This is a genomic window from Streptomyces sp. NPDC001828, from assembly GCF_042892175.1.
Classification (GTDB): Bacteria; Actinomycetota; Actinomycetes; order Streptomycetales; family Streptomycetaceae; genus Streptomyces.
Window position 1 is genome coordinate 165401 of the sequence record NZ_JBIATV010000015.1, and the last position, 12039, is coordinate 177439.

Below are 12039 nucleotides of genomic sequence, written 5' to 3' on the forward strand. Positions count from 1 at the left end.
GAGACCGTAAGGCGCGTTACGCACCGTGGCAAGACCATCGCAGCTTCGGCGAGGCTAATCGCGGCACCACAGGTCAACCGGTGATGGGCGTGTCCCCGACACCTGACACGGCGTCACCTCGCGCGGCGCTCGGACCGGGCAGGCGCCCCCAGTTGCCGCGCCGGGCGTGACGCAGCAGCACCGGGTCGTCACCCACCACCACCGGGTGGCCCACCTCGGCGAGCAGCGGCAGGTCCGCCGCCTCGTCCGCGTACGCGTAGCAGCGCGCGGCCGGGATGCCGTGCTCGCGCAGCAGGGCACGGGCCGCGTACCCCTTGCCCTGGCCGATCATGGGGGCCCGGGGGCGCGAGCAGAGCACGGCGTCGGGAGCCAGCTGGCGCACCAGCGGCGCGAGTTCGGCGCTGCTCGCGAGGGCGACGAGCACCACGAGGTGCCCGAGCGCCGCATGCGCGTGCAGGGCGGCGAGGACCGGCGGGTGCCACAGTCGGCCGAGCGGCCCGGCGAGGCCGGCCAGGCTCGGCACGGCGAGCAGGGTGCCCTCCACGTCGAAGAAGGCGACGGCGCTGGGCCGGCGCGGGCGGTCGTCTGGCCGGGTGCGGCGGGTCGTGTCCATTGTTCCGGACCATGCCCAGCCCACCCCACGGCTCAATCCCTAATCTTCAACGTTCTGTTGAATCCGTCCGGAATCAGACGGGCGTGCCGGGGTTCTGCGCGTGGGTCAGGGTCTCCCAGGCGACGAAGAGGTCGTCGGTGCCGGCCGGGCGCTGCCGCTCGGCCAGCTTCCGCGTCTCGGGCAGCGTCATGTGCAGCCGGTTCTGCAGGTGGTTGAGCAGCACCTCGACGTCCGGGCCCATGGACCGTTCGACCTTGCCGCCGCACAGCCAGCTCGGCGGCTGCTCGCCCAGCTGATAGCGGGCGTGGAACTCCGCCGCCGCCTTCAGGCGCTCGGCCGTCGGCCCGTACAGGTCGATGCCCTGCTGCCAGGCCGTCTCGGCGATGTGGGCGGAGGCGGCGAGCGAGTACCCGATGTGCATGAAGTTGCGGCACGTCTCCTGGCCGAGCCCGTCCGCGTAGGTGCGCTGGCCGAACCAGTACGTCGCCAGCTTGTCCGGGGTGTTCATCGAGCCGCCCGGCGGCGGATTGGGCAGCTTGCCGTCGGACGCGAGGTAGAAGTAGGCGGGAACGCGCGCCCGGTAGCGGTCCAGGGCGTCCTTGAAGATCTGGTGGTCCTCCACGAACACGGCGATGCCGATGGCCGCGTCCGTCATCGCCAGTTCCCAATTCCCGTTGTAATCGGGGACCTTGGCGGTGACGGCGGGCAGGTAGGCCTTGCGCAGCATCCACTTGAAGCGCTGCACGGCGGGGGCCTGCCACCGCGGGTATCCGGCGTGCACGATGTCGGCGGCCCGGGCCCAGGTGGAGCCGGCCCAGGCGGTCTGGAGGTCGGCGTTGCCCTCGGTGTGCCGCTTCATCACCTGCGCCCAGCCGTCCATGATCTCGACGGCCTTCCTGGCGTGCGCCTCGTCGCCGTCGACCGACCACAGCAGCGCCTGGGTGTACGCGGCGATGGCGTCCTCGCGCTCGGCCAGACAGGCGGGCGGCCCCGCGTTCGGCGGGCAGGGGACGACCTCGGCGGGGTGCGGGACATAGCGCAGCGAGCCGTAGCGGCTGGCCCGCGCCTTCTGGTACGCCGAGCTCCACGGCTCCTGGCCGGCCCGCACCTTCTGGCGCACCGTGTCGAGCTGGCCCCGGCCCACGACGACGCCCGGGTGGTGGAACACCAGCGTCGAGGGATCCGCGCGGCCCGCCGCGGAGGCGTCCGGGACGTGCGGGCCGGGGGCGCAGGCCGCGAGCAGCGCGAGCGCGCCGAGGGCCAGGGCGGCGGTCGCCCGCAGCGGACGGCGGCGCCGGCGGGAGGACTGAGACGGAGTGACCACGCTCCCACGGTCGCCCGGGGCACGCCCGCGCGCAGGATCTGTTGCGCCGAACAGGCAGCCCGCTCGCCCGGGCCGGGTGGGGGTCAGCTGACGGTGTCCGACAGGCCGGGGACCGGAACGTAGCCGAGCTCCACGGGCGGATCGCCGGGCGACCAGGCGTCGAGCAGGGCGTGCAGTCGCGGCGGCCAGATGTGCTCGTCGGTGCGCCGCAGCTCCTCGGGCGTCCACCAGCGCCCGCCGAGTATGCCGTCCGCTCGGTGTTCGGCCGCCAGGCCGGGGCCGATCTCGCGGCGGGCGTCCGGGGCGTCGGCGAGGTAGATGTGCTCGAACTGGCGCACCGGCACCCCGGCGCGCGTGAAGTCGTGGGTCCAGGTGCACAGCAGCGGGCCCGGTTCGAGGTCCGCCCAGCCGGTCTCCTCGCGCAGCTCGCGGCGGGCACCCTCGCGCGGGGACTCCCCCGCGTCGAGGCCGCCGCCGGGCGTCGCCCAGTGCGGGCCGACCTCTTCGTTGTCGTACCGCAGGAGGAACACCGCGCCGAGCGCGTCGCGCACGACGATCCGCGCGGCGTCGCGGGGCGTGCGCGTCTTCACGGGGCTCATGCCGCGACCGCCGGGGGCGTCGCGCAGGTGGTCACGATCTCGTCCATCGACAGGCCGAGGACCGAGGCGAGGGCGGCCACGGTGAAGAACGCGGGGGTGGGCGCGCGGCCCGTCTCGATCTTGCGCAGGGTCTCGGCGGAGAGCCCCGCCGCGGCCGCGATCTCCGTCATGCTGCGGTCCCCCCGCGCCAGGCGCAGCAACCGGCCGAGCCGCTCGCCTCGTTCGCGCTCCGCGGGGGTGAGTGGGGTGCGGACCATGCGGCGAGTCTAGCCCCGGCGCGCAACGGGGAGCCCGGGACCGGTGCTGCCGTGCTCCGAGCACTGCCGCCACCCCGGCCGGGGCTTCGGCGGTCCGCTCTGCCGCCATCCCGGCCTCGCAGGCACTGCTGCCTCCCCCGGTCGCGGCTGGCCGCCGGCACTCCGGACCGGCCGGGGCTTCAGCCGTCACCGCGCCGCCCCGGCCCGAGGCGCGCTAGTTGTCGGCCACGAACCGCTGGGCCAGGCTCCGGCCCACGGCCACCGCCTCGCCGTGGCTCTCGATCGGCTTGGCCTGGGAGTTCTGGAACAGGATGTAGGTGACGCCGGATTCGGCGCCGCCCGTCTTCGGGCTGGGATTCATCCCGAGCGCCTTGGCGGTGGCGTAGGACGCCTCGCCGATGACCGTGCCGGGGCCGGTGTCGCCGACGACCGCGTACTCGACCCGGTCGTTGTAGACCACGGCGACGACACCGCCGCCCCTGATGCCGGACGAGCTGTAGTTCCACAGGGGGCTCACGTTCGGGACCACCACGTACGACACCTTCTCCGCGCTGAGCGGCTTGTCGTTCGACTGGTGGAAGCGGGTGTCGGGCTGGAACCACGGGTCCGTCGCCTTGTTGCAGGCGGCCGTGGCCTGGCCGTCGCAGTCGACGTCCAGGTCGGCCTGCCAGAACACGGCGCCGTTCTTGCCGCAGACGGGAACGGTGGCTTCGGCCGTGGGGTCCGTTCGGTACTTGCCGTGGGAGATCTGGGCACAGGTCTGCACCTTGGCGAGGAGTTCGGCCGCGCCGACCGCGGCCCCGTCCGGGCGGGCGGACGCGTCGGCGGCCCGGCCGCCACGGACGGACGCGGGCTGCGCGGTCGCGGGGAGCGCGACCGCGCAGAGCAGGGCGGCGCCGGATGCTGCGGCGAGGGCGAGCGTTCTGGAGCGCACGGAAGAACCCTTCTGTCAGGAAAGCGTCCTTACCCGTTGTACGACCGATCCGATCTTCGGCCAGGACGACTTCGGCCCCGCCCACGACAAGAGGCCCATGGCTCCCGGCCGTTCAGGTCGGGGCCATGGGCCTCACGGCCGGCGTCAGCGGCGCCTACTGCTTTCCACTCGGATGGACCACAAGGGCCGAGCCCCCGCCGCGCCGCACCGTCTCGGCCGCGGCGAGCCAGCGCCCGTCGGGCAGCCGCTGCACTCCGGTCGCCGCCCCGATCTCCGGGTTCAGCGTGAAGGCGTGGCCGAGCGCCTCCAACTGGGCCCTCAACGGGCTGTTGTAGAGCGCCGGTTCGAGCTCGGTCGTCGCCGCGTTGCGCTGGCTGGCGCGCGGCGCCGCGATCGCGGCGACCAGCGGCATGCCCCGGTCCAGGTGGTTGACCAGGGTCTGCAGCACGGTGGTGATGATGGTGGCGCCGCCCGGCGAGCCGAGCGCGAGGACCGGCCTGCCGTGCTGGTCGAGCACGATCGTCGGCGAGATGGAGGAGCGCGGCCGCTTGCCCGGGCCCGGCAGGTTCGGGTCGTGGACGGCCGGGTTGGCGGGGGCGAAGGAGAAGTCGGTCAGCTCGTTGTTGAGCAGGAAGCCCCGGCCGGGCACGGTGATCGCGCTGCCGCCGGTCTGCTCGATGGTGAGCGTGTACGCGACGACGTTGCCCCACTTGTCGGCAACGGTCAGATGCGTGGTGTTGTCGCCCTCGTACGTCGTCGGGGACGCGGCGCCGGACGTTCCGCACGCCTGCGGGCGGCTCGGGTCACCGGGCGCGAGGGGGCTGGTGAGGACCGCGTCGTCCTTGATCAGGCAGGCTCGCGAGTCGGCGAAGCGCTGCGAGAGCAGCCCCTGGGTCGGCACCTTCTCGAAGGCCGGGTCGCCGACCCAGCGGCCCCGGTCGGCGAACGCGATCCGGCTGGCCTCGATGTAGTGGTGGAGGTACTGGACGTCGGAGGCCTTCGACAGGTCGGTGCGCTCCAGGATGTTGAGCGCCTCGCCGACGGTGGTGCCGCCGGAGCTGGAGGGGGCCATCCCGTAGACGTCGAGCCCTCGGTAGCCGACCTTGGTGGGGGCCTGGTACTTCGCCTGGTAGGCGCGCAGGTCCTTCCGCGTCAGGTCGCCGCCGCGCACCTTGCGGGTCGACTTGGGGTCGACCGGGGGCTTGCGGACGGTCCGTACGATGTCCGCGCCGAGGTCGCCCCGGTAGACGGCGCCGACGCCCTCGCGGCCCAACTCCTCGTAGGTGCGCGCCAGATCGGGGTTCTTGAAGGTGGACCCGACCACCGGAAGCCGTCCGCCCGGCAGGAACAGCTTGGCCGTGTCGGGGAAGTCGGCGAAGCGCGCCTGGTTGTCCTTGGTCTGCGAGCGGAAGGTGTCGTCGACGGTGAACCCGTTCCGCGCGAGGCGCTCGGCGGGCTTGAGGAGCGTGCCGAGCGACTTGCTTCCCCAGGCGTCCAGGGCCCGGTCCCAGGTGGCGGCGGTGCCCGGGGTGCCGATGCTGAGCCCGCTGGTCACCGCGTCCGCGAACGGCAGTGGCTTGCCGTTCTCCAGGAACAGCGAGGAGGTGGCGGAGGCGGGCGCGGTCTCGCGGCCGTCGAGGGTGTGCACGGAGCGGGAGGCCGCGTCGTAGTAGACGAAGTAGCCGCCCCCGCCGATGCCCGAGGAGTACGGCTCGGTGACGCCGAGGGCCGCGGCGGTGGCGACCGCGGCGTCCACCGCGTTGCCGCCCTTGCGCAGGACTTCCAGGCCGGCGGCGGACGCGTCGGCGTCCACGCTGGACACCGCTCCCCCGTAGCCGACCGCCTCCGGCACCTTGGCGGGGGTGCGGCCGGGCGGTGCGGCCGTGGTGGGCGGGGCGGCCGCGACCGAGGCCGCCACGGCGGCCGCCGCGGCGAGGAGGGACAGGGTGCGGACTGCAGGACGACGCATGCATACCTCCCGTTGGCGAACGTCCGCGCAGCGTAGCGCCGTCCCTCCGGTGACGTCATGAGCACGTCGAACAGAGGAACGAAGTCCCGCTAGCATGCGCGCCCATGAACGATGACGTACGCAACATCGTGCTCGGTGTGGTGGCCGCGGGCATAAGCGCCGCCTTCGGGTGGCTCACCCGCACCTATCTCTGGAAGCGGAAACTCCACCGCAAGCAGGCGTTCTTCGGGCTGCCCCGGCACTCCGAGTGCCTGCTGGTCGTCAACCGAGCCGCGACCCACGAGGGCTCGGTGCACCGCTTCGACGTGTTCGCGCTCCTCGAACTCGCCTCGCTCATCAAGGACTGCGGCGCGCACGCGCGGATCATCCAGCACGACCTCGCGCAGCAGGGCTTCGGCGAACGCACCGAGTTCTGCCTGGGCGGGCCGTACTCGAACCGCCGGATGGCCGCGCACCTCGCGTCGCTGCTGCCCGGGGTGACGATGAACGTGGACCCCGAACCGACCCCCGACCGGGGCGCCTTCCAGATCGGCTCCGAGCGCTACCGGTTGGAGAACGGGGTCGCCGAGTACGTGATCCTGGCCCGCGTCACGCCGGGGCAGGACTCCCGTCCGGTGTTCCTCTTCTGCGGCCAGTCCGCGATCACCAACCAGGCCGCCACCCGCTATCTGGCCCGCAACGCCGAGAAGCTCGCCCGCAAGCACGGCAACGGCTCGTTCTGCCTGCTCCTCAAGGTCGTCAACTCGCAGGCGTACGGCCCCGATGTGGTGGAGCTCGTCGCCGATGTGACCCGGGCCGCCCAGGAGCCCGCCCCCGCGGTCCGCACCTCGCATCGCGCGAGTGGCTAACCCACGTCCAGCGTGAGGGACTTGACGCCGTTGATGAAGTTGGAGACGAGACGGCGCGGCGGGGCCGCGAGCTGGATGCGGGGCAGGACGCGCAGCGCCTCCTCGTGCAGCACCCTCAGCTGCAGCCGCGCGAAGTGGGCGCCGAGGCACACGTGGGGGCCGTCGCCGAACGAGACGTGCGGGTTGGGGCTGCGGGCCAGGTCCAGGCGGTGCGGGTCGGCGAAGACGCGCTCGTCGTGGTTGGCGGAGGCGTGGAAGACGACGACCTTGTCGCCGGCCGCGACGGCCTGCCCGGCCAGGACGGTGTCGCGGGCGGCGGTGCGCCGGAAGCTCAGCACCGGCGGATGCCACCGCAGGAGCTCCTCGACGGCCGTGTCCACCGGTACTTGACGATCCGTCAGACGCTGCTGCTCGTCCGGGTCTTGGGCCAGCGCGAGGAAGCCTCCCGGGGCCGCGGCCCGTACGGTGTCGTTGCCCGCCACGGTCAGCAGGAAGAAGAACATCTCCAGCTCGGCGCCGGCGAGCCGGGAGTGCGCGAGCGAGGTCATGATGTCGTCGGCCGGACGCTCGCGCTTGTACGCGGCCAGCTCCTGGGCGTACGCGAACATCTCCGCCAGCATCGCGGGCGAGCGCGGGTTGACCGGCCGCCCGTCGGGGCCGCGCACCGGGGGCTCGTCCGGGTCCTGGTAGGCGATGACGCGCTCGGTCCACTCCAGGAGCAGCCCCCGGTCGCCGGGCGGCACCCCGAGCAGGTCGGTGAGGTTGAGCAGCGCGTAGTCGTCGGTGACGTCGGCCACCAGGTCGAACACGCCGTCCTCGGCGCCGTCGCGGGCCCCGGTGAGCAGGGCGCGCGCCCGCTCGCGCGCGAGCGCCTCGAAGCGCTCGATGCGGCCCGGGGTGAAGGCGCGGCTCACCAGGCGGCGCAGGGCGTGGTGTCCGGGCGGGTCCTGGTTGAGCATCATGCGCCGGATGAACGGCAGGTCCGCCGGGTCGGGGTCGCGGATCTGGGTGGCGCCGAGCGTCGAGGAGAAGGTGCCCGCGTCCTTCAGGACCCGTACGACGTCCGTGTGCCGGGTGACCGCCCAGAAGCCGGGCCCGGCCGGCCAGCCGAGCACCTCGGGCTCGGCCTGCCACGCGACCGGGTGGCGGTCGCGCAGCTCGCGGTAGGCGGCGTGCGGCGGGCCTGCCGCGTAGGCGCGGGGGTCGAAGACGTCGATGGCGTCAGCCATGGTGGCCCGGGTCAGACATGGTCGGCCCGCAGGAAGTCCTCGACGGTACGGATCAGGTCCAGCGGCGCCTCGTCCATGGCGTGGTGCCCGGCGAGGGGCAGCTCGACGAGCTGTCCCGCCGGGTACCAGCGCAGCCAAGTGCCGCGCAGGAACTCGGCGTTGATGGCCGGGTCGAGAGCTCCGGTCACGGCGAGGGCGGGCACCGGGGAGCCCTCGGTCTCCTCGTGGAAGTCCTCGCCCGACCAGGAGTCGAGCCAGGCGCGGAACGCCTTCGGGTCGCTGCGTTCCATCGAGCGCCGGGTCATCCGGTCGAGCCAGGCGTCGGGGCGGTCGCCGCCGGTGGTGAGGTCGATGATGGCCCGGCGCTTGGCCGGGTGCTCGGCGGCCCCGGTGAACAGGGCGCGGGTCGCCTCGTCCATCGGCATGCCGCTGGCCGGGACCGGCGATATCCCGACCATGCGGCGCACCCGGTCGGGGGCGGCGGCGAGGACGCGCTGGACGACGGCGCCGCCCATCGAGTGTCCGATCAGCGAGAAGCGGTGCCAGCCGAGCCGGTCGGCGAGACCCAGGACGTCCTGGGCGCCCTCGCTCGTGGTGAACGCGCCCGAGGCGTTCCTGGCCTCCCCGTAGCCGCGCAGGTCGACGAACGCGTAGGTGAACACGGCGGCGTCGAGGTCGGGCAGTACGGCGGCGTAGTCACCTCGGTCGGCGAGCCAGCCGTGCACGGCGACGACCCGGTGCGGGCCGTCGCCGTGGAGGGTGTGGGGCAGCGTGAATCCGGCCATGGGCACTCCGATTCCGGGCAGCGGTCGTCGGCGTACGTGCTCGCGAGGTGGCGCTGTCGGCGCGCGAAGACGTACGCGTACACGGTGGCGGTCGCCCTGCCACGAGGCAAGAAGCCGGTCAGAACTCCCAGGGACTGTCGGCCGGTTCCGCCGTGCGGTCCGCCACGGCGACCTCGGCGGGCGCGAGGCGGCGCACCACGTCCTGGGCTCCGGCCGCGTCGAAGTCGAAGAGCTGCTCCTCGAAGCAGAGCCCGTGCGCCCCCGGCTCCCGGCCGAGCACGGGAGCCAGGCGCCGGTACATGGAGCGCGGCCGGCTGATGTAGGGCAGGGCGGGCGAGCGCAGGTCGACGACGAGGAAGCGGCGCACCTTGCGGCCGCTGCGGACGGCGACCGCGGTCACGGCGCTCACCTCGTCCCAGTCGAGGCGGCCCGCGAGCCAGGTCGGCAGCCGCACGGTGAGCGCGTCGACGTCCACGTCGATCCGCAGCGGGCGCAGCAGATAGCCCGCGAAGGTGGCCGCGGCGGCGAGCACGACCAGGCCCGAGACGGCCATCACCGGCCCCGCGACATTGCCGTTGGGGCCGTCGAACATGGCGGCGGCCGCGAGGCACCAGACCACGGCGACCGCGATCGCGGCGAGCGGGACCCAGGTCAGGGCGCGCCTCAGCCGCAGGACGATCCGGGCGGCGGTGGGCCGCGTAGCGTTGGCTGAATTCTCCACACGCTGAGCTTGGTGCGTCGGCGGCCCGGGCGCCAGAGTGTTACCCATGGGTTTACTGAATTGAAGTCAACAGCCTCGCGTCCGTCCTGACGGCTGCCTCAGGGCTCGCAGGCGAGCGGGCTGAGCGAGCTCGGGGCGCCGTTGCCGAGGATCGTCGCCTTGAGGCGCGGGCCGCGCGCCGCCGCCTGGAGGGCGGTGCAGGCGATCTGCCGCTGGGCGAGACGGGAGAGGCCCGAGACGTCCTGCCCGAGCACCACCGTCACCCCGCCCTCCTGGACCTCCATCCTCAACGCACCGCGCAGCGGCGGCAGTTCGCTGCGGAGGCCGGCGGCCCGCTCGTCCTCGTCGGGGCCTGCGAAGAGCAGGGGCAGGAGCGGCCGGGAGGCGCCCGAGCGCACCACGGGCAGCAATCCGTCGGCGCCCACGAAGTACAGCACGGTGGCACCCTCGGGGGGCGGCATCGCCTGCGCGGACGCGGGGTCGCCCACGGCGACGACGTCGGTGGACTGGATGCCGCAGCCCGCCGCGAGCAGCCCGGCGGGGAGCAGGGCGAGGGCGGCCAGCGCCCGGAGACCGGTGAGCCTGGGCCTCATCGCGCCGCCTCCACGGGGGCGCCCCCGAGCACGCCGGTGGGCAGCTCGACCGTGAAGAGCGCACCGCCCTCCGGCCCGTTCGCCGCGCGGACGGTGCCGCCGTGCAGCCGCACGTTCTCCAGCGTGATCGCGAGCCCGAGGCCGCTGCCCGCCGAGCGGGTGCGGGCCGCGTCCGCCTTGAAGAAGCGGTCGAAGATGTGCGGCAGGACGGCCGCGTCGATGCCGGGCCCCCGGTCGGCGACCTCCACCACCAGGGGGCCGTCGCCGGAGCCCGGTCGCAGCCGCACGGTCACCGGCTCCGAGCCGTGCCGCAGGGCGTTGCCGACGAGGTTGGCGATCACGATGTCGAAGCGCCTCGGGTCGATCATCGCCCGTACGCCGTCCGGGAGTTGGGTCACGACGCGGTCCTGCCAGTGCCGTCGTTGCAGGGTCTTGCGGATGGTCTCGGCGACGTCGACCTCGTCGGGGTTGAGCTCGGCGGCCTTGGCGTCGAAGCGGGAGATCTCCATCAGGTCCTCGACGAGGGTGGCGAGCTTGCCGGTCTCGGCCGAGATGAGGCGTACCGCGCGGGCCGTGTCGGGGTCGAGCCCGTCGGCGTCCTCGTCCAGGACCTCGGTGACCGCGAGCATGCCGGCCAGCGGGGTGCGCAGTTCGTGCGAGACGTCGGAGGCGAAGCGCCGGGCCCGGGCCTCCGCCTTCTGCAACTCCTCGACGGAGCGCTCCAGTTCCTCGGCCGACTCGTTGAACGTCCAGGCCAGGTCGGCGAGTTCGTCCGATCCCTTGACCTCGATACGGGTGTCGAGCCTGCCCTTGCCCATGCTGCTCGCGGCCCGCCGCAGATCGCGTACCGGGCGCAGCACGCTGCGCGCGGCGAGCAGGGCCGGCACCACGGCGATGGCGAGGGCGGGCAGCGCCCCGTTCTTCGCCGCCGTGACCATGGCCTGGATGGTGACGCCCTCCGTCTTGAGGTCCATCACGGCGTACAGATAGACCCCGCTGCGCTGCTCGTCGAAGCTGTCGAACATCACCGGCATGCCGATGGTCAGGTACGGGGTGCCGTCCTGGATCACCCGCTGGAACGAGGCGTGCGCGTTGGCGTGGGTCTTGCGGCGCAGCTCGTCGGTGATCACGGTGGAGGTGGGCCGGTTGGTGGAGGAGGCGCGCAGGGTGCCGTACTCGGCGAACACGTACCAGGGGTGCGGCTTGCCGGCCCGGGCCAGGGTGCGGCAGGCGTTCTGCAGCGCGGCCGTGGAGGTGGGCAGCGAGAAGTACTCGTTGGCTATCTGCTCGCGGAACTGCTCGACGGCCTGGTCCTGGGCCTGCTTGAGGATGGCCGAGCGGGCCGACTGGTAGGTGAGGGCCGCGGTGGTGAGCGCGCTGATCGCGGCGACCAGGAGGAAGGCCGCGATCAGGCGGGTGCGCAGGCCGGGGCGCAGGGCGCGGTGACGGAGGGGGAACCTCACAGCGGCCCGAAGCGGTAGCCGAAGCCGCGCACGGTCTGGATGTAGCGGGGAGCGCCGTCGGGTCCCGCCGTGTCGCCGAGCTTCTGGCGCAGCCGCCGCACACAGGCGTCGACCAGGCGGGCGTCTCCGTGGTAGCTGTGCTCCCATACCGATTCGAGGAGTTGCTGCCGGCTGAAGACCTGCTCGGGCGAGGCGGCCAGGTGCAGCAGGAGCTTCAGTTCGGAGGGCGCGAGCGCGAGGCGCTCGCCGTTGCGAGCGGCGGTCAGGCCCGCCCGGTCCAGGGCGAGTTCGCCGTGGATCTCGGGCCCCGAGCGGGTGACGGGGTCGGCGAGGCGCCGCAGCACGGCCCGGATGCGGGCCTCGATGACCTCGGTGCGGGCGGGCTTGACGATGTAGTCGTCGGCGCCCGCCTCCAGGCCGATCACCACGTCGAAGTCGTCGCCGCGCGCGGTGAGCATGATGATCGGCAGCTGGCTGGTCTCGCGTATCCTGCGGCAGACCTGGACGCCGTTCATGCCGGGCAGCATCAGGTCGAGCAGCACCAGATCGGGGTGGAAGGACTTGAGCGAGGCGAGTCCCGCCTCGCCGGTCCCGGCGGCCAGCACCTCGTGGCCGCGCCTGCGCAGCCCGAGCTCGACCCCTTCGCGAACGGAGGGGTCGTCTTCTATGAGGAGCACGCGTGGCATAGGCGTCAGTATCCCAAC

General features: G+C 73.3%; 13 protein-coding genes. 1 reads left to right on the forward strand and 12 read right to left on the reverse strand.

Annotation, left to right across the window (positions count from 1 at the left end):
* Window positions 1–73: 73 nt before the first annotated feature.
* The 6 genes from ACFYZA_RS33560 to ggt form a co-directional block, all read right to left on the reverse strand.
* On the reverse strand, window positions 74–613 hold the full coding sequence (locus tag ACFYZA_RS33560) for a haloacid dehalogenase-like hydrolase (protein ID WP_382589853.1): 540 nt from the start codon (window positions 611–613) through the stop codon (window positions 74–76).
* Between the two features lie 73 nt (window positions 614–686).
* A complete protein-coding gene (locus tag ACFYZA_RS33565; protein WP_388494406.1) occupies window positions 687–1937 on the reverse strand; it encodes an alginate lyase family protein in 1251 nt (416 codons plus the stop codon).
* A gap of 83 nt (window positions 1938–2020) precedes the next feature.
* The gene (locus ACFYZA_RS33570; RefSeq protein ID WP_388494407.1) at window positions 2021–2536 is read right to left on the reverse strand and encodes an NUDIX hydrolase; all 516 of its coding nucleotides are present in this window, start codon (window positions 2534–2536) and stop codon (window positions 2021–2023) included.
* Window positions 2533–2793 carry a helix-turn-helix domain-containing protein gene (locus ACFYZA_RS33575; protein WP_388494408.1) on the reverse strand — a complete coding sequence of 87 codons (261 nt, stop codon included), beginning with the start codon at window positions 2791–2793 and terminating at the stop codon, window positions 2533–2535. The genes ACFYZA_RS33570 and ACFYZA_RS33575 overlap by 4 nt, the downstream gene beginning before the upstream one ends.
* 214 nt (window positions 2794–3007) lie before the next feature.
* Window positions 3008–3727, reverse strand: a complete 720-nt coding sequence (locus tag ACFYZA_RS33580; protein WP_382589865.1) for a glycoside hydrolase family 75 protein — start codon at window positions 3725–3727, stop codon at window positions 3008–3010.
* Window positions 3728–3881: 154 nt separating this feature from the next.
* Entirely contained in the window at window positions 3882–5696 is a 1815-nt protein-coding gene (gene ggt / locus ACFYZA_RS33585; RefSeq protein ID WP_388494409.1) for a gamma-glutamyltransferase, read from the reverse strand.
* Between the two features lie 104 nt (window positions 5697–5800).
* On the opposite strand from ggt, the gene ACFYZA_RS33590 reads away from it, so the two are divergent.
* Window positions 5801–6544, forward strand: coding sequence for a hypothetical protein (locus ACFYZA_RS33590; RefSeq protein WP_388494410.1), 744 nt, complete (start codon window positions 5801–5803; stop codon window positions 6542–6544).
* Here ACFYZA_RS33590 and ACFYZA_RS33595 read toward each other — a convergent pair.
* The 6 genes from ACFYZA_RS33595 to ACFYZA_RS33620 all read right to left on the reverse strand — a co-directional run bounded on the left by ACFYZA_RS33595 (window position 6541) and on the right by ACFYZA_RS33620 (window position 12021).
* Window positions 6541–7773 (reverse strand): cytochrome P450, encoded by a 1233-nt coding sequence (locus ACFYZA_RS33595; protein ID WP_388494411.1) that lies wholly within the window; start codon window positions 7771–7773, stop codon window positions 6541–6543. The genes ACFYZA_RS33590 and ACFYZA_RS33595 overlap by 4 nt on opposite strands.
* Window positions 7774–7784: 11 nt before the next feature.
* Window positions 7785–8558, reverse strand: coding sequence for an alpha/beta fold hydrolase (locus tag ACFYZA_RS33600; RefSeq protein WP_382589877.1), 774 nt, complete (start codon window positions 8556–8558; stop codon window positions 7785–7787).
* A gap of 118 nt (window positions 8559–8676) precedes the next feature.
* Window positions 8677–9279: a hypothetical protein gene (locus ACFYZA_RS33605; RefSeq protein ID WP_388494412.1), complete on the reverse strand. Its 603-nt coding sequence runs from the start codon at window positions 9277–9279 to the stop codon at window positions 8677–8679.
* 98 nt (window positions 9280–9377) lie between these two features.
* Window positions 9378–9872, reverse strand: coding sequence for a hypothetical protein (locus tag ACFYZA_RS33610; protein ID WP_388494413.1), 495 nt, complete (start codon window positions 9870–9872; stop codon window positions 9378–9380).
* On the reverse strand, window positions 9869–11335 hold the full coding sequence (locus tag ACFYZA_RS33615; RefSeq protein WP_388494414.1) for an ATP-binding protein: 1467 nt from the start codon (window positions 11333–11335) through the stop codon (window positions 9869–9871). Before ACFYZA_RS33615 ends, ACFYZA_RS33610 begins: the two co-directional genes overlap by 4 nt.
* Complete coding sequence (locus ACFYZA_RS33620; RefSeq protein ID WP_382589887.1) at window positions 11332–12021, reverse strand: response regulator; 690 nt, start codon at window positions 12019–12021, stop codon at window positions 11332–11334. The genes ACFYZA_RS33615 and ACFYZA_RS33620 overlap by 4 nt, the downstream gene beginning before the upstream one ends.
* Window positions 12022–12039: the final 18 nt, after the last annotated feature.